This window comes from Haladaptatus sp. DYSN1 (genome assembly GCF_029489995.1).
Classification (GTDB): Archaea; Halobacteriota; Halobacteria; order Halobacteriales; family Halococcaceae; genus QDMS2.
This window is the reverse complement of the sequence record NZ_CP120472.1, coordinates 469,037-488,898: the sequence shown is the minus strand read 5'-3', so window position 1 is coordinate 488,898 and position 19,862 is coordinate 469,037. Positions and strand designations below refer to the sequence as shown.

The window sequence follows — 19,862 nt, the reverse complement described above, 5'->3', positions numbered from 1 at the left end:
ATGGAAATCACGGACGTTCGGGTGGACACCCTGCAAGTCCCACTCGCGAACGAACTCGGTGACGCCCGCGCCTCGGTGAACGAGCGATTCTGGGTGGTCGTCGAACTGGAGACCGACACCGGCTACACTGGAACCGGGTGGCTGGGCACGTGGCGGGTGCCCGACCTGTTCGAACGCTACACACGCTCGTTCGCGGACTTGCTCGTGGGCCGAGACCCCTTCGCCACCGAATCGCTCCGGGAGGCGATGCGCGAGCGCACGCTCTACTACCCAGGTGAGATAGGCTTCTCCGCAAATCCACGGTCGGCCATCGACGTCGCCTGCTGGGACCTCAAAGCGCAAGCGGCAGGCCGCCCGCTCTACGCGCTGCTCGGGGGCGAGGAGCGTGAGATTCCGGCCTACTGTTCGCGCCTCGACGCGGGGTACGACGAGGAAGAATTGGTGGCCAACCACGCGGAGGCAGTCGAAGACGGTTTCGACGCGGTGAAGACGAAAGTCGGGGGCAGACCGCTCACAGAGGACGTGGCGCGAGTCAGGGCACTTCGCGAGGAACTCGGCCCCGACGTGGAGATTCTCGTGGACGCGAATCAGGCGTGGACGCCCGCCGAGGCGACACGAGCGATGGCCGAACTCGAGCGTTTCGACGTCGGGTGGGTGGAGGAACCCGTCTCCGAATTCGACGTGGCTGGCTACGAGTGCGTTTCCGCCCAGGCCACCGCGCCCATTGCCACAGGAGAGATGTTCTACCGCCTCGACCGGCTGCGGCAACTGCTCACGGCAGGGGCCGTCGATGTTGCCCAGCACGACTTGCTTCGCGGGGGTGGCATCACCGGCCAGTGGGACGCCGCCCGCCTCGCTCACGCCCACGGCGTTCCGTTCGCCCCGCACATCTACTACGAACTGTCCGCCCACCTCGTGAGCGCCGCGCCGACGGGCCGCATTGTCGAATACATCCCCGAATACGACGTTACGCCGGTTCTCGAAAACGCCCCCGAGGTCGCAGACGGCTGCGTTCACCTGTCGGACGACCCGGGCCACGGCTATCGAATCGACCCCAATGCGCGGGCGGAGTACCGCGTAACGTTCGATTGACGCGGGTCGCCCCGACCCAAACCACCATTACCCCGGGCGACGACGCACACTCATGCCACCGGCTATCACGCGCATCGAGACCGTCGAGTTCACCTATCCGATAGCAAACGCCACGACGAATCCGCGCGGCTTCGACCTGGCCTACGCGGAGGGCGCGACCCACGACCGGACGACCTACGCGCTGCGAATCGAGACGGACGCGGGAATCGCCGGCGAGTACGTCGGCGGCAATCCACCCGCCTTCGCGCAGGTGAACATGGTCGCAGACTACCTCGTCGGGAAGAATCCGCTCGCCCGCGAGAAACACTGGAGCGAACTCAAGCGAGCGTTGCGTAAGTACGACCGCATGGGAATCGGTCCGCTCGACATCGCGCTGTGGGATTTCGCGGGGAAGTACCACGACGCGCCGATCCACGAGTTACTGGGCACGTACCGCACCCGGCTTCCGGCCTACGCTTCGACGTACTTCGGGACGGAGGGCGGTGGTCTCGAATCGCCGACCGAGTACGCGGATTTCGCCGAAGCCTGCCTCGACCGCGGGTTCGGGGCGTTTAAGATTCACCCAGTCGGTGGAATCGACGACCGCGACTTCGACCAAGAAATCGAGACGGTTCGAACCGTCGGCGAGCGCGTCGGCGACGAGATGGACCTGATGCTCGACCCGGTTTGTGAATATGAGACGTTCGGTGACGCGCTGAAGGTGGGCAAAGCGTGCGACGAAGCAGGCTATTTCTGGTACGAAGACCCCTACCGCGACGGCAGCACCTCACAGCACGGCCACCGAAAGCTCAGAGAGGCGCTCGATACACCCCTGCTCATCACCGAGATGCTGCGCGGACTCGAATCGCACACCGATTTTGTGGCAAACGAGGCGACCGACTTCGTCCGCGCCGACCCCGAGTGGGACGGCGGAATCACCGGCGCGATGAAGATTGCGCGCGTCGCGGAAGGCTTCGGCCTCGACGTGGAGTACCACCTCTCCGGCCCGGCCCAGCGCCACTGCATGGCGGCGACCCGGAATTCGAACTTCTACGAACTCGGACTGGTCGGTCCCGAGGCGACGATACCACACGTAGAGGGCCCGTTCTACGCGGGTGGCTACACCGACAGCATGGACGCGGCGGACGACGGGACGTATACCGTTCCCGAGGGGCCTGGCCTCGGCGTCACCTACGACTGGGAATACATCCGGGAGAACGCGCTCGGCGGGCGCGTCTACGAGTGAAAAACAGGCGACCAGGTCAGCCTTCGATGCCGAATTCGTCCGCGCGTTTCGGCGGGGTGTCCTTGCTCAGGTCGTTTGCCTCGAGTTCAGCGTCGATGCGCACGAGTTGCGCGGCGAGGTCAGTCGCGCCGGTCCAGACGTCGCGTTTCAGGTCGGCCGGTTCCACGATGGGGTCCGATTCGAGGACGTCCCGTATCTCGCCGTAGATGCAGTCGATGCCGGTCGTCGTCCGCCCCTCGTGGGTGGCCACACGGAGCCTGATGACGCTTCGCCAGCCGTCCATGCCGCCGTTGACCGCGAGCGAGCGAGGAATGTCCGCGAGCGCATCGCCAAACGCTTCGATGGCCAACTGCTCTGCACCGGCAACCGAGCGGGCGTGGTCGCGGACCGCTTTCGACGCGCTCATCTCGACGGCCCCGCCGCCGGCCACGACGGTTCCGGACGACTGAGCGCGGCCAACGGCTGCGAGCGCGCTCTCGACAGACCGCTCGAAGGCTGCCACCGACCGCTCGTCGGGGGCACGACAGAACAGCGTGAACACCGGGTTCGCGTCGGCTTCGACGACTATCAGGTCGCGCCCCGCTCGCCGGGTGAGGCCGACGTTCGCGGTGCCGAGCGTTTCTTCGGTCAGTTCGCCGAGGGAGGGGACGATGGTCGCACCCGTTACCCGGGCGATTCGCGGGAGGTCTGCGTCGTCGACGCGCTGGACGGCGAGCACGCCCGCGTTCGCCAGATCGCGTTTTACGCTATCGTTGATGGCCATCCCGGTGACGATGAACCGGCAGCCAGCATCGACGGCGGCCGCCAACTGGTCACGGAAGGCCTCGCGCTCCTGGTCTGCGAACGCCGCCCGGTCCTCGAAGCCCTCAACAGAGAGCGAGAGACGAGTGTCGGTCCGGCTTCGCTCGCCGCCGTATCGCGGGATGTCTACCGTGTCAGTGAGCACCGCGACCCCGGTGTCGTGAAGCGAGCGGGGCATCCCCTCGGCGGCCGGGTCGCGGTCGAGGACGACGCCAGCGACGAGTTCGGTCTCGGCTTCCGCACCGCCGAGCCGCGAGCTGACCTTCACCATCGATGGGTCGAACTCGCCGCCCTGGGCGACGGCATCGACCACGCGGGCGAGGTAGTTGCCGAGCTGGTGGCGGGTGTTCGGGTTGCGCGTTCCGGTGAGTGCGGTTCTCGCGACCGCTTCGACGCCGACCGTCGAAAGCGGGCGGGCCTGTTGGTCGAGGTGGTCGCAGGCGACGGTGACCGCCTCACGGAACCCGCGTTCGATGACGGTCGGATGGAGCCCCATCTCGGAGAGCCGACTGGCTTCGTCCAGCAGCGCCCCGGTGAGCGCGACGAGCGTGCTCGCGCCGTCGCCCTCCGTTTTCCTGAAGTCGCTCGCCGCTGTTTTGAGCAGCGAGACGGCCGGATTGTCGATGTCGAGCCGGTCGAGGACGAGCGACCCCGAGGACGTGGTCGTCACGGTTCCCTCGGCCCCGATGACCAGTTTGTTCGCGCCGAAGGGCCCGAGTGTCGTGCGAACGATGTCGCAGACGGTTCGGGCGTCGGCGGTGAGACGGTCGCGCGCGTTGTCAGCCATGCTAGAGGGTGTCGGTCATGGACTCTTATGTTTGTTGTGTCTCAGTCCACCGAGGGCGGGCGTGTGCCATGGCTAGACTTATCACGACAGTCTGCAAACGGTTCGACCGAACATGGCAGATGCTGAACGCACGAACAGAGAGACGCAGGTTCGAAAAACCGACGGGAGGTAACAGATGGGCACGTACACAATCGTCTTCACGGACCACTCGTTCGAGGACCTCTCGGTCGAACGGTCGGTGCTCGGCGACGACGCGGACTTCCACGTTCTCTCAGAAGAAGCGGACGTGAACGCCCTCGCCGACCTCGACGAGGCGGATCGAGACCTGCTCGCTAACGCCGACGCCGTCGTCAACCTCGTCGCCGAGGTGGACGCCGAAATAATCGCCGAACTGTCGCAGTGTCAGGTCATCTCCCGGTACGGTATCGGCGTAGACAACATCGACCTGGCCGCCGCGACAGAGCGGGGAATCTACGTGACAAACGTCCCCTCCTACTGCGTCGAGGAGGTTTCGACGCACGCTCTCGCGCTCATTCTCGCGCTGGCCAGACGGCTAAAACCCTACGACGAATCGCTCGCCTCGGGAGGGTGGAAGGCCGAACGCGCCCCGCCGATCACCCACCGATTCTCCTCCCAGACGGTCGGCGTCGTCGGATACGGGCAACTCGGGCGGCGCGTTGGCGAGAAGGCAGCGGCGCTTGGCGCGACCGTTCTGGCCGCGGACCCGTACCTCGAACCCGGCGACCTCGCGGAGGACGACGCGTCACTGGTCGAATTCGACGAAGTGGTCGCGAAAGCTGACTTCCTTACCGTGCACACGCCGCTCACCCCCGAAACCCGTGGCCTCATCGACGCCGACGTTTTCTCCCGGATGAAGTCGTCCGCCCACGTCGTGAACGTCGCCCGCGGCGGCATCGTAGACGAGGACGCACTCGAAGCGGCACTCTCGACGGGGCAGATTGCCGGGGCCGGCCTCGACGTGTTCGAGACCGAACCTCCCGCGACAGGGAACCCGCTCCGAGGGCACCCACAGGTCATCGCCACCCCGCACCAGGCGTGGTACTCGGCTGAGGCAGACCGAGAGCGACGCGAAGTGGTCGCGAAAACGGTGCTGACCGCCCTTCGCGGGTCGCGACCCTCGAACGCGGTCAACGACCCCTGAATCGCCCGTTCGGACCGCCGACCGTACACTTATCACTCGCGCCCGCACACCAAGTAGCATGCGAATTTATGGCATGATTCCGCCGATGCTCACGCCAACGCTGGACCGCGACGGCGGCATCGACGTGGCGGCACTCAGTTCGTTCACCGAATTTCTCGTTGCCGGCGGTGTCCACGGACTGTTTCCGTGTGGCTCTATCGGCGAGTTCTCCAGCCTCACGCGCGACGAGCGCCGAACCGTGGTCAAAACGGTGGTCGAGGCATCGGGGGACACCCCCGTCATTGCCGGGTGCGGCGGGACGAGTCTCGCCGGCGTCATCGCGAACGTGGACGCCGCCGCGGACGCCGGGGCCGACGCCGCCGTCGTCGTCACTCCCTACTACCTCTCGACGACACAGGAGGGCCTTGCGGAGTTCTTTACGCTCGTCGCAGACCGCTCGCCGCTCCCCATCGTACTCTACAACATTCCGCAACTCACCGGGCAAGAAATCGCCGTGGAGACGGTAACCGAACTCGCGGCTCACGACTCAATTGTCGCAATCAAGGATTCGTCAGGGAACGCAACCTACCACTACGAACTCGTAGAGATGACACCCGACGAGTTCTCGGTCATTCAGGGAATCACGGCGCTCGCGCTCTCCTCGCTCGACGCCGGTGCAGACGGCGTCATCGGCGGCCCCGCGAACGTGTTTCCGGGGTTGCTCGCAGAACTGTACGACGCCTACGAACGCGGCGACCGCGACCGAGCAGTTACCCTCATGAACGACGTGGTGAATCCACTCGTAAGTACCTACGCGTCGCTTCCCACTCCTGTTGCGATAAAGTTCCTCGCCCGGTGGGGTGGTCACGAGGTCGGCCCGCCACTGGTTCCGCTGTCCGGACTCACCCGAAATCAGGAACAGCGACTGGTCGATGCGTACGAGACGGTCGAATCGCGCGTGAACCGGTAAATTAGTTCGCGCACGTGAGGCATCCTGGCCCGGAGAAAACCCTTTATCGTCGGTCGCTAACACGTAGCATGACTGCATGATTGACGAACCAGACTATCGTATCCCACCCGGCGGTGGCGTTCCGTGGCGCGACCTGAGCGTTGACGAAGCACACCGTCCGGCCGAACGCGACATCGAGATTACCAACATCGAGACGATGGCCCTCGCGGGCAACTTCACGTGGGGAATCGTCAAGGTAGAGACGAACACCGAACACTACGGCATCGGCGAGACGTTCCGTGCAGAGGCCGCCCTCGACATGGCCGAGCGACTCATCGTGGACCTCGAAGGCGAGAATCCCCTCGACATCGACCGACTGGTCGAACTGTTGAACCAGCGATACACCGGTTGTGGCCGCATCGGCCAGTCGGCGTTCACCGGAATCGAGACTGCCCTCTGGGACATCAAGGGGAAGATCCTCGGCGTTCCTGTCTACGAACTGCTCGGCGGAAAGTACCGCGACCGCATCAAAATCTACTGTGACACCCACGGTGGCGAATCCCTCGGCGAGGCGGCCCACCGCGACCCGAAAGACGTGTACACACCAGAATCTTACGCGCAGGCCGCTCGCGAGGTGGTCGACGACGGATTCGAGGCGCTCAAATTCGACCTCGACGTGCCAACGCGTCGTGACGTCGATACCGCCGCACGTCGCCTCGACAACGAGGCCATCGACCACAAAGTGTCGCTCGTCGAGGCCGTTCGCGACGAAATCGGCTCCGACATCGACCTCGGGATGGACCTCCACTGGAACTTCACGCTGGAGACCGCTCGCCGACTCGGGAGGAAACTCGAACGGTACGACCTGGCGTGGCTCGAAGACCCCGTTCCCCCGGGGCAAGTCGAGAACCACGCGCTGCTCACACAGGAACTCGACGTGCCGATTCTGACGGGGGAGAACGTCGTCACCGCGGATGGATTCGACGAACTCGCGCGGGCCGGCGCGATGAACATCGCCGCCCCCGACGTTTCGAAGTGTGGTGGCCTCTGGGAACTCCGAAAAATCGCCTTCGTCTGTGACCTCCACGGCATCCCGATGGCGACACACAACATCGCGAGTCCCGTCGGAACCGTCGCCGGGGCACATTTCAGTGCGGCAATCCCCAACTTCCTCGCGATGGAGTACCATGCCCGCGACGTGCCGTGGTGGAACGACCTCGTGGTCAGAACCGCCTCACCAAACGACCCGGTTCTCGAAGCCGGATATGTCGACCTCCCGGAGGGACCGGGACTCGGCATCGAGATCGATCCGTCCGTGGCGGAGACCTACCTCACCGACGGTTCGGAACTCATCGTCTGAGGTGCGCGGGCGCGCTGGAACCGGTCTCGAAAAGGCCCGTATTTCACCACGTCGTCCGGTCTACGCCCACGATTCGTTTATTCCGCAGGCAGTAAGCGGCAATTATCGCTATTTTGAAAAACACTTATTACATAGTCAGTAAAAGCCATATGCGTTATGTCACAGGGTGACACGGCTGCGGATGGGTCCGACAGGGATAGCTCCCGGCGGGACTTCCTCAAAGTAACCGGCGCTGCGGCAGCGACGGGCGCATTGGGAGGACTCGCGGGTTGTACAGGCGGAGGCGGCGGAGGCGATGGTAATGGTGATGGCGGTGGTTCTGCGAGCCTCACCATCAACTACCTCTGTGCCGAAGCCGCGGAGAACTCACTTACGAAACCACTGTTCAACAAATCGGTCAAACGATTCGGCGACCAGAACGACGTCCAAGTGAATTTGCAGGCGGCGTCCTACGGGGACATCAAGTCGAAGATTTCTTCGACCGTCTCCGCGGGTAACCCACCGACGCTGGCCGAGTTCGGGTCGGCTGGTCTCGAGTTCTTCTTGGACGATAAGGTTCCAGACCACGGACAATGGGTCGACGAATCGGATTCGTATCCCGACAACTGGAGTGCCGCGTCGAAGTCCGTCGCCGACTTCCGGGGTACGTACTGGTCGGGCGGTCCGCTTCGCCACTCGGTTTCGAACCTGGGCATTCGCCCGAAAGTGTTCAGCGAACACGGCGGGGTGTCTGACCCCTTCGAAGACCTGAAGACCTGGAGTGGGTTCTACGACGCGCTCAACCAGATTGCAGAGAGCGACGCAGACATCATTCCGTACGAGGAAACAGGGGTCTACAACGACTTAGAATCCTACTGGGGTCACGCCCGAACGGCGTACACCGGTGGAGACGACCCGTGGATTCGGGGCGACCCGGAGAACCCGGAGGTGCTCATCGGAAGCGACGGAGAAAACGGCAAGCGCACTGACGGCATGATAAAGAACGTCGTCAAGCTCGCAAACGAGTTCTCGAGCGAAAAGTCTGCACAGCGTGGCGACGAGGAGATTCCGTCGCTCATGCTCACAGACCGCGTGGCGTCGTTCACGTACATGACTCAGAACTTCACCCGCTGGCGGTCGGTGAAGGAGGACGCCAAAATCGGCTGGCACGACGGCGACGGCGACGTGATGTTGCTCCCGAACCCGAAACTCGACGCCGACTACGGCTCGAACGTCGGTATCAGCGAACTCGAAGGGCTCGAGGGCGAACACGGCGGCCACGTCTGGGCACTCGAGCAGGCCCACGGGGTCTTCGACGTCGGCGACCAGAAGAAGATGGACGCCGGCTGGGACCTGCAGGTGTTCCTGCGCTCCGACGAAGAGCACGTCTTCGAGTGGCTCGGTGAAGCCTACCCGGCGATTCCGGCGGACGCCCCGATGCAGGAGGCGCTGCTCAACGAGTACACGGACCTTCCACAGAACTTCACGCAAGTGCTCAAGAACCTGGACAACTACGGTACCCAGTACAACAGCACTGGCGCAGACTGGGACGTGAAGGGCACCGACCAGATTCGGTGGACGGACATCAACAAGACGATCAGCCAGTCCATCGCGGGGCAAGAGCCACTGGACGGGCTGCCGGACAAAATCCGCTCGAACGTGGATACGACGCTCTCAGAGCGCAACTGAACCGGTACACAGAACAATTTTCCATTTTTCACGACACAGAGCGATTGCGACCAGTCGCGACCGGATGCTGTTTGGCGTCGATTTCATTCGCGGATACTAATCCAGTGACACGACGGGGCCGTCAGGTGTGAACGTCTCTCGGAGATGCACCATTTTTTTATACTAGCTTCGTATATTCAACTGTATGCCTATTAGAGGTGGGTGTTAACGTGTCGCAAGAGCAACGCTCCGCCGACCACATTCGGCAGAAGTATGGACTGGAAGACCGGACCATCGTAGACCGAATGCGTGAGAACTACGCCGGGTACATCTTCATCATTCCGACGTTCGTGATGTTCACGCTGCTGTTCTACATCCCGATGTTCCGGGGGATCGTGTTGACGTTCACCGACGCGACCCTCGGTGGCACCAGTGCGAACTTCATCGGGCTCGAAAACTACACCTGGTTGTTGTCGAACGACCTGTTCGTGTTCGCGCTGGGATGGACCATCGTGTTCGTCATCGCGACGACGTCGCTGCAACTGGGTATCGGGCTCATCGTCGCACTGCTGTTGAACGAACTCAGACGTGGCGCGAAACAGACGATGAGCGCCGTGTTGATGTCACCGTACTTCTCCGCGCCGCTCGCGGGCGGTGTCATCTGGTTCTGGTTCCTTGACGGCGACTTCGGTCTCGTGCCACGCATCGTCGCCGACCTCGGAATGAGTCCGCCGGCGTTCCTCGCCTCCGGATTTTGGCCATACGTCTCGCTCATCGTCGCCCAGGCCTGGCACGACTTCGCGTACGCGGGTATCATTTACTCGGCGGCGCTCACGTCAATTCCGAGCGAGCAGTACGAGGCGGCCGCCCTCGACGGTGCGGGTCGCCTGCGTCGATTCCGTGACGTGACGCTACCCCACCTGTTGATTCCGACGGTCATCATCCTCGCGCTGCGGACGGCGTGGAACATCGCGGAGTTCGCCCAACCGTTCGAACTCACCGCCGGTGGGCCGGGCACGCGGACGATGTTGCTGTCGATTCTGACCTACGAGGTGGCGTTCGTGCAACTGAGCTTCGCTCGGGCGTACACCATCGGCGTCGTGATGATTCTGCTGTCAATGTCGGCGGCCATCATCTACGTCACCGCCATCAAAGAAGAGGAGGAGCTGTACGTCTAACCATGATTAACGAAACCAAACGAGCGAAGACGCTTCTGTGGGTCGCCATCGCCGTACTCGCCATCTGGGCATTGCTGCCGTACCTGTGGGTGCTGCGGACGTCGGTGCTTACGAACTTCGCCGCTGTCAGTCCAGAAACCCCATACCTGCCGTTTATGGGCGACAATACCCTCACGCTTGATGCCTTTACCCGCATCTGGAATCGGGCGGACTTCCCGCTGTTCTTCCGAAACAGCCTCATCGTCGCCGTCGCCGCGACGGTGCTCTCACTGTTCTTCTCGATTCCGGGTGCCTACGCTTTCGCGCGACTGGACTTCCCGGGCAGACAACTGCTGTTCTACACGGCAGTGTTCACCATCATGTTCCCGTGGATCGTGCTCACGATTCCGGTGTACGAGATGTTCTTCACCCTCGGCTGGGTGAACACGCTGTACGGCGTCATCATCGCCGTGGCGATTTTCATCCTGCCCCAGAACATCTGGCTGCTTCAGGGGTTCTTCAGGCAGGGAATCCCACCCAACATCGAGGAGGCGGCACTGCTCGACGGACACACAGAAATCGGTGCGTTCCTGCGCATCGTCCTGCCGCTTTCGGCACCCGCAATCGGTGCCGCGGCACTGTTCTCGTTCCTCTCCGGATGGAACAACTTCCTGTGGGTGTTCATCCTGACGAGCGACGAGGAGGTCCGGACGGCGACAGTCGCTATCCACTACATCCTCGGGAGCGACGTGCTCCGCGAATGGAACATGCTGATGGCCGCCGTCGTGGTGCTCGTCGCGCCACCGGTCATCTTCTACGGCATCGCAGAGCGCTACGTCGGAGAAGGGCTCGGTGGTGGTCCCGGTGGATAATTCGCCAAACGGGCGCACACCAGCCGCGACTGGACAGAACGCACGGCCACACGGTGAACGCGGGACCGGCGTGGGCCGAATCGAACACAGCTGTGAAACTCCCGTATAAGACACGACCATGGCAAGCTTGCAACTCGACAAACTGACGAAGGTGTTCGATGGGTCTTCCGGGCTCATCGTGGCAGTAGAAGAACTCGACCTCGACATCAAAGACGGCGAATTCATCGTCGTCGTCGGCCCGTCCGGGTGTGGCAAATCGACCACCCTCCGGATGGTCGCCGGCCTCGAAACCGTCTCAGACGGCGAGATTCGAATCAACGACGAGGTCATCAACGACAAAGCGCCGAAAAATCGCGACATCGCGATGGTGTTCCAGAGCTACGCGCTCTACCCGCACAAGACGGTCCACGAGAACATGGCCTACGGTCTGCGCCTCTCGACGGACCTCGCAGACGAGGAAATCGACAAGCGGGTCGAAGAGGCCGCGACGATGATGGGCATCGAAGACCTCCTCCAGAAAAAGCCCGGGTCACTCTCCGGCGGGCAACAACAGCGCGTCGCGACAGGACGGGCAATCGTCCGCGAACCCGAGGTGTTCCTGTTCGACGAACCGCTGTCGAACCTGGACGCGAAACTCCGCCAGCACATGCGGACGGAACTCGCCCGCCTGCACTCCGAACTGGGCATCACGACGATGTACGTGACCCACGACCAGGAGGAGGCGATGACGATGGCAGACCGCATCGTCGTCTTGAACGACGGCAAACTCCAGCAGATCGGCGCGCCAAAACAGGTCTACTACGAACCGACGAACGCGTTCGTCGCGGACTTCATCGGGTCGCCGAGCATGAACTTCTTCGACGCGGAATTGCAGGAAAACGGCGACGGTTCTGGCGTCCTCGTCCACGACAGTTTCACCTACGCCGTCTCGCCTGACGTCGTCCGTAACATAGACACGAACGGTGGGTCCACCGAGGTCATCCTCGGCGTCAGACCGGAGAACATCGAACCAGCGACCACCGCGCCGGAGGAAAAGACCATCACCGGGAAGGTGGACGTGGTCGAAGTCGTTGGGTCTGACAACTTCATCTACCTCGACCTTGGCGGCAAGGAAGTACGGGTGCGAACCGATTCGGACATCGAACCGGACGTTGGGTCCACGTTCACCTTCACTCTCGACGAAGACGACATCCACCTGTTCGATGCCCACTCGGAGGTCGCCCTCACCCACGGAACCAAAGAGGCAAAGGCAATCCCCGAGTCGGCCCTCGAAACCTCTTCCTGAGTCGCACAGACGACCGTTTTTCGCCCGATTCGCGCCGATTTTTCGAGTGTTCGAGGACCCGACCGCTATCTTTTTAGTGCTATTTGCTAACTCATAGCTGTGACATTCGAAATTGCACTCATTCCAGGCGACGGTATCGGCACGGAAGTGACGGACGCGACGGTTCCGGTGGTCGAAGACCTCGCGCAGCGACATGGCTTCGACGTCGAGACGACGCGGTTCGACTGGGGCAGCAGGCGGTATCTCGACGAGGGGGCGATGATGCCGGACGACGCCCTCGACACGCTCGCCGACTTCGACGCTATCTTCCTCGGGGCGGTCGGCCATCCGGATATCAAAGACCACGTCAGTCTCCGTGGCCTCATCCTCCCGATTCGAAAGGCGTTCGACCAGTACGTCTGCGAGCGACCGTCAGTGCTCATGGAGGGCATCGAAAGTCCCCTCGCGGGGTACGAGGGCGGTGATATCGACTTCGTCGTCTACCGGGAGAACACGGAGGGCGAGTACGCGGACGTCGGCGGGCGTGAACATCAGGGCCACGACCACGAAATCGCCATCCAGAGCGGCGTGTTCACCCGGGTTGGCGTCGAGCGCATCGTTCGGGCTGCCTTCGAGGCGGCCACCGAACGCCGGAACAAACTGACGAACGTGACCAAGTCCAACGCGCAAGCCTACGGGATGGTGCTCTGGGACGAGGTGGTAGAGGAAGTGGCAGAAGAGTATCCACAGGTCGAAGTAGAGCGCCTGCTCGTGGACGCGGCGAGCATGGACCTCATTCGGCGACCGGAGGAGTTCGACGTCATCGTCGCCTCGAACCTGTTCGGCGACATCCTCACCGACATCGGTGCCATCGTCTCGGGAAGCATGGGCCTCGCCCCCTCCGCGAACTACAACCCGGAAAACGAGTATCCGGGAATGTACGAACCCGTCCACGGGAGCGCCCCTGACATCATGGGCAAAGGCATCGCCAACCCGCTCGGAGCCATCCTCTCAGCCTCGATGATGCTCGACGACCTCGGTGAATCGGCCGCCGCGGCCGACCTCTGGGACGCGGTCGAAGCACAACTCGCAGACCCAGACGCGCCACGAACCGCGGATATCGGCGGCGACGCGGGAACGATGGACGTCGTCGAAGACCTTCGCCAGCGGCTCTAACCCGGCACAGTTTTTTGGAAAATGTGAGGGCGTGGGCGGTGGGTCAGTCGTAGACGCGTCCACCGAGGGCGTTCTCCTCGATGTACTCCCAGTCGTAGGTGACCCCGAGGCCCGGCCCGTCGGGGACCGAGACCATCCCGTCAGAATCGATGGTGTCGAGTTGGTCCGAGTAGCCATCGAGGTAGACCGGCGGCGAGGTGTTCGAACACTTCGGTCCGACGAGCGCCATCTCGTAGTAGTTGGAGTTACGCGTCGCAGCCATGCAGTGGCGCTGGGCCGGTCCCGGTGCGTGATACTCCACGTCCAGACCGAAGCCCTCTGCCACTCGGGCCACCTTCATCGCACCCGTAATGCCGGCGTCGTACTCTGGGTCGGCGCGGACGAAGTCCGTCGATTCGTTCGCGATGAAGTCGGTGTGCGATTCGAGCCCCCGGACGTGTTCGGTCTGGAGGATGGGCGTGTCGAGTTGTTGGCGAAGTTTCCGGTGTGCATGCTGGGAGATGCCTGCGTCGCGGAATGGATCTTCGTACCAGAAGAAACCCGCCTCGTCGCACGCCTTGCCCACCTTCAGCGCGTCACCGTAGGTTTCGAGTTGGCAGGCGGGGTCAAGCATCAGGTCCATCTCGTCGCCCACTCGCTCACCAACTTCATGGACGGTGTCGATGACGCCATCCGTGTCTCGCCAGTCGCCGTCCCAGACGTGAATCTTGTAGCCGGGATAGCCCATGTCGAGACACTCCTCGGCGAAGTCAGCGTAGGCAGACGGCGAGTCGAGACCGCCGTTTCGGTCCCCGCCGTAGGTAGACGCGTAGGTCGGCAGTTCGGTTCGATACGTGCCCAATAACTCGTGGATCGGCGCGTCGTGGTACTTCCCCGCGAAATCCCACAGCGCGATGTCGAGCGGACCGATTCCCATGCGGTCGTACTTCCGGAGGGCGCGTTTCATCTCGGACCAGTGTTTCTCGCGGGCGAGCGGGTTCTTCCCGATGAGGTAATCGGCGACCATGTGAATCTGCGCGAAGGCGGGCGAGTTGCCGCCGACGTACTCGCCAGTGATTCCCTCGTCGGTGTGGATTTGCAGACCGAACAGTTTGCGTTCGCTGGTCGCCCCTTCCTCGTAGGCGAGGCTGAAGCCGTTTGGCGCGTACCCCACGTCCGAAAGCGGGTAGCTAAACTCGGTAGACTCGATGCGCGTGATAGTCGGTGGCATCCCGCACGGACAGACGGGAAGCGCCGACAAATAGCTTCGCGACGCGGCGAGCGTGGCCCCTTAGGCGCGGTCGAGCCAGAAGTCGAACGAACGACCCGGCGCGAACACGTCGATGCCGACCGCCACCGCATCACCCGTGTTCTCGACGCGGTGGGGTTCACCCGACTCCAGCCAGACCGAGTCGTACGGGCCGAGTGTCACCTCGTCGTCCTCGGTGTAGACGGTCAACTCGCCTTCGGTGACGAGACAAACCTGCTCGTTTTCGTGGTCGTGCATGGGCGAGGAGTGGCCCGGTGGCTTCTCGAACCACTCGACAGAGAAGGCGGGCGACCCTGCCATCTCGACACGCCGCCAGCCGTCTTCGGGTTCGTACGACTCCGCTTGCTCGAAAGGAACGTCTTCCATAGCCGGTTGGTACACTCTCACACGGAGCAATGAATGTTGGCGTGGCGGCACGAACCGCGAGAATTAGAGGTTCGACCGCCCCTGACCGCCGTCGATGACGATGGACTGACCGTTGATGTAACCCGCCTTCGGCGAGGAGAGGAAGGCGACGGTGTTGCCGAGTTCCATTGGGTCGCCGATGCGTCCGAGGGGAACCACAGACCCGCGGGCTTTCAGCCCCTGTTCGTAGCTCTCGTAGTCGCCGCGTTCGACGCCCTGTTCTACGAGATCAGTGATGCGGGAGGTTTCGTGGGAGCCGGGCAAGACGGCGTTCACTCTAATGTCTGGGGCGAGTTCACGCGATAGCGTCTTCTCTAAGCCGATGACGCTCATGCGCACCGAATTCGAGAGCACGAGCGAATCGACGGCTTCTTTCACGCTCTGTGAGGTGATGTTCACGATAGTTCCCCCACCGTCCTCTAGGTGCGGCGTCGCCTCCCGAACGAGGCGCACCGCGCTCATCACGAGCAGGTCGTAGGTTCGATACCAGTTCTCGTCGGTCGTTTCGAGGAAGGGGCCGGACGGTGGGCCGCCCGAGGACGTGACGAGGTGGTCGAGGCCGCCGAACTCCTCGACGGTTCGCTCGACGAGTCGTTCGATGTCCTCGGGGTCGGTCAGGTCGCCCTGTACGCCGACGATCTCACCGCTGCCGACCGATTCGAGTTCCGAAACCGCCTCCGCGAGTCGCTCTTCGTCCCGGCCGTTCAGGACGACGTTCGCGCCCTCTCGGGCGAGCGCCGTTGCGGATGCGTTGCCAAGACCACTGCTCGACGCCGTCACGAGTGCGGCGTTCCCACTGATTTCGAGGTCCATGACAGGGAGTGACGGACGCGCCCGCTAAAATTCTTCGTACAGGGGCAACAACCCGGAGAACAGGCTGCGGCTACTCGATAGGGTCGAACGTGGGTTCCCCCCGTTCGAAAGAGAGTCTGGACTCTCCCGTGACGCTGACGTGGGTGACGTCTTCTCGAGCGAGGGCGGACGAGACGCGGAACGCGGAGAGGTGTCCCGTATCCCGAATCCACGCGATACGAACCGTCTCCGGGTCGTACGGGCCGATGGAGGAGACGGCGGCGGTCAGCGCGTGTCGGTCAGTCGGGAGCGCGACGGGCAAGCGGGCCTTCGAGAGCGATCCACTCGTGAGTGCGTTCGTGTAAATCTGGTCCAGGTTGAGTTCAGCAATGACGGCCTCGGTGGTGAGGTCGGCGAGGCCGATGCCCTGGCCGTTGCCGTGGGTCGCCTCGGTCAGGCCGCGGACGAGGATGCGTTTGATGTCCGGGAACTCCGGGTCGTCCGTGTTCAGGACCTCGTAGCGCCCGATGACGTTGGTGTCCATGCCCGCCCCCGAGATGTCCTTTCCAATCTGGTCGACGACCAGCACGTCCAATTCGTCGTACGGGAGCATCGGCATGTGCTCGTAGGCCCGTTCGAGCAGGTCACCCTCACGCTCGGGCAAGTCCCCTGCCGGCACGCCCGTGACTTCCGCCGTCTCGTCGTAGAAGTTCTCGACGATGGCGACTCCGCCGAGATGGGTGGTCGCCTCTCGGACTACCTCGAACGCGCCGCCGATAGCGGGTTCGTACCCCTTTACGAGCGCCTGCTCGTGGATGGCTTTCGCACCCACCTGCTTGCCGAGGCCGATGGTGGACATCTTACACAGGCCACTCTCGAACGTCCCGTCGAAGTTGGTGTGGGCCTTGATGCGATTGACGACCAGAACGGCGTCGGCTTCGAGAACCGTCTCTGCGAGGTAGACGTCCCCACCGATGGCCGACTCGCCGACGAGTTGGGTGTCCATCCGTGGGTCAATCGAACAACCAAGAGCGTCCTCCGTCAGGCCGAGCGTGGCGAGCGTCCTGCGCTGGCCCTCCGCGGTCGCGCCCCCGTGGCTGCCCATCGCGGGGACGACGACGGGGTCGAATCCTCGGTCAGCTAATTCGCCGACGACGGCCGTGGCAATTTCCACGATGTTGGTGATGCCGCGACTGCCGAGGCCGACAGCGACGGTGGCCCCCGCCGGAAGCGATTCGAGCGGGAGGTCGCCGACTGCCGCCCTCGCGGCGGCCGCAACGTCGTCGAGTTCCGGTGCAGGTGGGTCGTAGGACATGTCGAAGAAGGTGGGAAACGACACGTCTGGGAGTGCCGCCTCGACGGTGTCCGGGTCGGGGAAGTCCATTTGCGTGGGTATTCGGCCGGGGGGCCTAAAGCAGTTCCTCGAACCGGCAAGGTGCGCGTGGGCATCCGATATTATAAGGGGGTTGCCCGCACAGAGTGGGGCGTATGCAGCCACATTCGACGCGACGGGGTGGTTCGCGATGAGCGACTTGTCCCCAGACGTACTCGTACTGAGACGCGGCGCACACGGCATGTCATCTGCGGACCTGGCGGCAGAACTGCGCGACCGATTGCCCGACTACGACGTGGTTCGGGCGTCGACGCCCCAGGAAGAACGTGAAGCCATCGCGACGGCTCCCGTCGCCGTTGGCCACCGCCTCGACCCGTCACTGCTCGACCACGCAGAAAACCTGAAACTGTTCGCCTGTGCAGCCGCGGGCGTCGGTCACCTCCCCTTAGAGCGCCTCGAAGAGCTGGGCGTGACCGTCACGAACGCCTCGGGCGTCCACGGCCCGAACATTGCAGAACAGGTGCTCGGTAACATCCTCGTTTTCGCCCGCAACCTCCACGTCGGGTGGGAGCGCCAGCAACGACGCGAGTGGCGCCACTTTCAGGCAGCGAATCGGGAACTCTACAGAAGCACCGTAACCGTGGTCGGACTCGGCTCGATTGGCGAGGCAATCGCCGAGCGACTGGATGCGTTCGGTGTCCACACAATCGGCATCCGGTACACGCCCGAGAAGGGCGGCCCGACAGACGAGGTGCTCGGTTTCGAGGAAGCCGACCTCCACTCGGCGCTCGCCAGGAGCGATTACGTCGTCATCGCCTGCCCGCTCACCGAAACGACCCGCGGACTCATCGGTGCGGCGGAGCTCGAAACGATGGAACCCCACGCCGTCCTCGTCAACATCGGTCGCGGCCCAATCGTCGATACCGACGCGCTGTTGCAGACAGTGAAGGACAACGCCATCAGAGGGGCCGCACTCGACGTGACCGACCCCGAACCGCTGCCCGAAGACCACGAACTCTGGGGGATGCAGAACGTCCACATCACGCCGCACAATTCGGGACACACCGTCCAGTACTACCCGCGCGTGGCCGACATCGTCGCCGAAAACCTGGCGCTGGTCGAGGAGACGGGCAATTACGAGAACCTGAACAACCAGGTCAACTGACTGGCGACGGTGCGCGAACCGCCCTCGTGACGGGGACTCCATTCGTCTGCAACATTTATAACGACCCACTCGCAATCTGGCGTATGGCATACGGTCCCGATGCGATCATCGAACTCATCGACGAAGCCGGGTGGACGTACCCGGTGACGGTTCGTCGCCTCGAAAGCGAGTACTCGCTCGCGAACGTCCAGGTGGATGCGAAGGGCAACTCCATCATGCTGGCAGAACTGTTCTTGGACGCAGACGTGGACCGGTTCGAGAGCGAAGCAGACCTGCGACGGAAACTCGAACCCATCTTCAAAGCCGAGAGCAAATCGAGAGAAAAGAGCCTCGTCGGACGGTTGAAACAGACTTTCTTCGGTGGCAACTAGATGGTGAACAAGCTTCGCATCCTCTCGCTCGTGTCGGGATTGTTCCTCATCCTGTTGAGCGGGTGGGCTGCGACGCGCTACGCTGCGGGTCCCACCGCTTTCCTCCCCGGTGTACTCCTCGGCATCGTCATCCTCGTCCTCCCGACGGCGCTCGCCCACGGAAAACTCTGGCAGCGCCGGGGCCACCGCTACATCAGGAGTCGCCGGTCTACGACCAACGAGATTGGTTCGACGTACGTCTCTACGGCTTCCGACCCGGACCCCGAGGCGGCGCTCGCGGAAATCGTGGCGGCCATCCGCGACGGGGATGCGTACGAAGCCGTCAGGCGAGAACCGTTCTCCGAAGGCGACGGCCTGCTCGTCACCCATGCTGGGTTCCACAACTCGTTCGTCCGCGTCACGGAGGCGGGAAAACTCGTCGTGACCGGCGCGTCGAAGAAGACGGGCGAGCTCGCCGCCCACATCGGTGACCTGCGCGGACTCACCCTGCGAAACCAGTCGAACAACCCGTTCCTCCAGCCGATTCCGGTGCGCGGGTCCTCACGGGTGTTCTTGAGTCTCGGTCTCGTCGCCATGCTCGTCGTCGGCACGAGCGGCGTGTTCGGGGCGGCCTACCCGCTCGCGGCGTACAACACCGCAGAGAAGGGCGTATTCGTCTCCTACGACGCGCGTGAGGATTTCGACCCCGGGACGTCTGCCGCCGAAGTCCGGCTCGCGAAGGCCTCGTTCATGGTCGATGCAATCTCCGAGGAGGCGGTCGAAATTTCCTGGGAACGCAATAACTCACAGTACGTCCGACAGAACGGCGAACAGGCGCTTGCGATGAGCCAGGACGTGAGAATCATCCTGGGAGAAGTCGAATCTGGGTCGTCCACCCCCAAGCAACGAGCCGAAGCTGACGCCATCGAGGTGGAACTCCACGAGGCGGAACGACGGGTCGCCGAGGCCCTCACCGCCCGGCTCGCGAACGGGACGGTCCACGACCCAGAACGAGTGCGCGCGGTCCGCGACGACCTGCGCGTGGCGGCGAACACCACCGTCTGAATTGGTCTCACCCAAACTGTTTTTATCCCGTG

The 19,862-nt window shown here is 63.1% G+C and carries 18 protein-coding genes; 13 read left to right on the top strand and 5 right to left on the bottom strand.

Annotated features, from left to right (window positions below; all coding sequences use genetic code 11):
* Positions 1-1,092 (top strand): mandelate racemase/muconate lactonizing enzyme family protein, encoded by a 1,092-nt coding sequence (locus tag P0648_RS19870; protein ID WP_277506163.1) that lies wholly within the window; start codon positions 1-3, stop codon positions 1,090-1,092.
* Between the two features lie 52 nt (positions 1,093-1,144).
* The gene (locus P0648_RS19865; RefSeq protein ID WP_277506162.1) at positions 1,145-2,317 is read left to right on the top strand and encodes an enolase C-terminal domain-like protein; all 1,173 of its coding nucleotides are present in this window, start codon (positions 1,145-1,147) and stop codon (positions 2,315-2,317) included.
* A gap of 16 nt (positions 2,318-2,333) precedes the next feature.
* Here P0648_RS19865 and P0648_RS19860 read toward each other — a convergent pair whose 3' ends face one another.
* Complete coding sequence (locus P0648_RS19860; protein ID WP_277506160.1) at positions 2,334-3,905, bottom strand: TCP-1/cpn60 chaperonin family protein; 1,572 nt, start codon at positions 3,903-3,905, stop codon at positions 2,334-2,336.
* Between the two features lie 175 nt (positions 3,906-4,080).
* Here P0648_RS19860 and P0648_RS19855 point away from each other — a divergent pair, with 175 nt between their 5' ends.
* The 8 genes from P0648_RS19855 (at position 4,081) to P0648_RS19820 (ending at position 13,471) form a co-directional block, all read left to right on the top strand.
* Positions 4,081-5,067 (top strand): C-terminal binding protein, encoded by a 987-nt coding sequence (locus tag P0648_RS19855; RefSeq protein WP_276248926.1) that lies wholly within the window; start codon positions 4,081-4,083, stop codon positions 5,065-5,067.
* A 58-nt stretch (positions 5,068-5,125) separates the two neighbouring features.
* Positions 5,126-6,016, top strand: a complete 891-nt coding sequence (locus tag P0648_RS19850) for a dihydrodipicolinate synthase family protein (RefSeq protein ID WP_276248925.1) — start codon at positions 5,126-5,128, stop codon at positions 6,014-6,016.
* A 76-nt stretch (positions 6,017-6,092) separates the two neighbouring features.
* Positions 6,093-7,355 carry a mandelate racemase/muconate lactonizing enzyme family protein gene (locus P0648_RS19845; RefSeq protein WP_277506158.1) on the top strand — a complete coding sequence of 421 codons (1,263 nt, stop codon included), beginning with the start codon at positions 6,093-6,095 and terminating at the stop codon, positions 7,353-7,355.
* 156 nt (positions 7,356-7,511) lie between these two features.
* Positions 7,512-9,023 (top strand): ABC transporter substrate-binding protein, encoded by a 1,512-nt coding sequence (locus tag P0648_RS19840; protein ID WP_276248923.1) that lies wholly within the window; start codon positions 7,512-7,514, stop codon positions 9,021-9,023.
* Between the two features lie 209 nt (positions 9,024-9,232).
* Positions 9,233-10,180: a carbohydrate ABC transporter permease gene (locus P0648_RS19835; protein WP_276248922.1), complete on the top strand. Its 948-nt coding sequence runs from the start codon at positions 9,233-9,235 to the stop codon at positions 10,178-10,180.
* Positions 10,181-10,182: 2 nt separating this feature from the next.
* Positions 10,183-11,031, top strand: a complete 849-nt coding sequence (locus tag P0648_RS19830; protein ID WP_276248921.1) for a carbohydrate ABC transporter permease — start codon at positions 10,183-10,185, stop codon at positions 11,029-11,031.
* 118 nt (positions 11,032-11,149) lie between these two features.
* Positions 11,150-12,316, top strand: a complete 1,167-nt coding sequence (locus P0648_RS19825; RefSeq protein ID WP_276248920.1) for an ABC transporter ATP-binding protein — start codon at positions 11,150-11,152, stop codon at positions 12,314-12,316.
* A gap of 99 nt (positions 12,317-12,415) precedes the next feature.
* Positions 12,416-13,471, top strand: coding sequence for a tartrate dehydrogenase (locus tag P0648_RS19820; protein ID WP_277506157.1), 1,056 nt, complete (start codon positions 12,416-12,418; stop codon positions 13,469-13,471).
* A 43-nt stretch (positions 13,472-13,514) separates the two neighbouring features.
* Here P0648_RS19820 and P0648_RS19815 read toward each other — a convergent pair whose 3' ends face one another.
* The 4 genes from P0648_RS19815 to P0648_RS19800 all read right to left on the bottom strand — a co-directional run bounded on the left by P0648_RS19815 (position 13,515) and on the right by P0648_RS19800 (position 17,301).
* The gene (locus P0648_RS19815) at positions 13,515-14,681 is read right to left on the bottom strand and encodes an enolase C-terminal domain-like protein (RefSeq protein WP_276248918.1); all 1,167 of its coding nucleotides are present in this window, start codon (positions 14,679-14,681) and stop codon (positions 13,515-13,517) included.
* A gap of 60 nt (positions 14,682-14,741) precedes the next feature.
* Positions 14,742-15,086, bottom strand: coding sequence for a cupin domain-containing protein (locus P0648_RS19810; RefSeq protein WP_277506156.1), 345 nt, complete (start codon positions 15,084-15,086; stop codon positions 14,742-14,744).
* Positions 15,087-15,149: 63 nt separating this feature from the next.
* Complete coding sequence (locus tag P0648_RS19805) at positions 15,150-15,938, bottom strand: SDR family oxidoreductase (RefSeq protein WP_276248916.1); 789 nt, start codon at positions 15,936-15,938, stop codon at positions 15,150-15,152.
* Positions 15,939-16,008: 70 nt separating this feature from the next.
* Entirely contained in the window at positions 16,009-17,301 is a 1,293-nt protein-coding gene (locus tag P0648_RS19800) for a lactate racemase domain-containing protein (protein ID WP_277506155.1), read from the bottom strand.
* A gap of 139 nt (positions 17,302-17,440) precedes the next feature.
* Between P0648_RS19800 and P0648_RS19795 the strand changes: the two genes are divergently transcribed.
* The 3 genes from P0648_RS19795 (at position 17,441) to P0648_RS19785 (ending at position 19,830) form a co-directional block, all read left to right on the top strand.
* Positions 17,441-18,415 (top strand): D-2-hydroxyacid dehydrogenase, encoded by a 975-nt coding sequence (locus P0648_RS19795; RefSeq protein ID WP_276248914.1) that lies wholly within the window; start codon positions 17,441-17,443, stop codon positions 18,413-18,415.
* A gap of 83 nt (positions 18,416-18,498) precedes the next feature.
* Complete coding sequence (locus P0648_RS19790) at positions 18,499-18,786, top strand: hypothetical protein (RefSeq protein WP_276248913.1); 288 nt, start codon at positions 18,499-18,501, stop codon at positions 18,784-18,786.
* Entirely contained in the window at positions 18,787-19,830 is a 1,044-nt protein-coding gene (locus P0648_RS19785) for a hypothetical protein (RefSeq protein ID WP_276248912.1), read from the top strand.
* Positions 19,831-19,862: the final 32 nt, after the last annotated feature.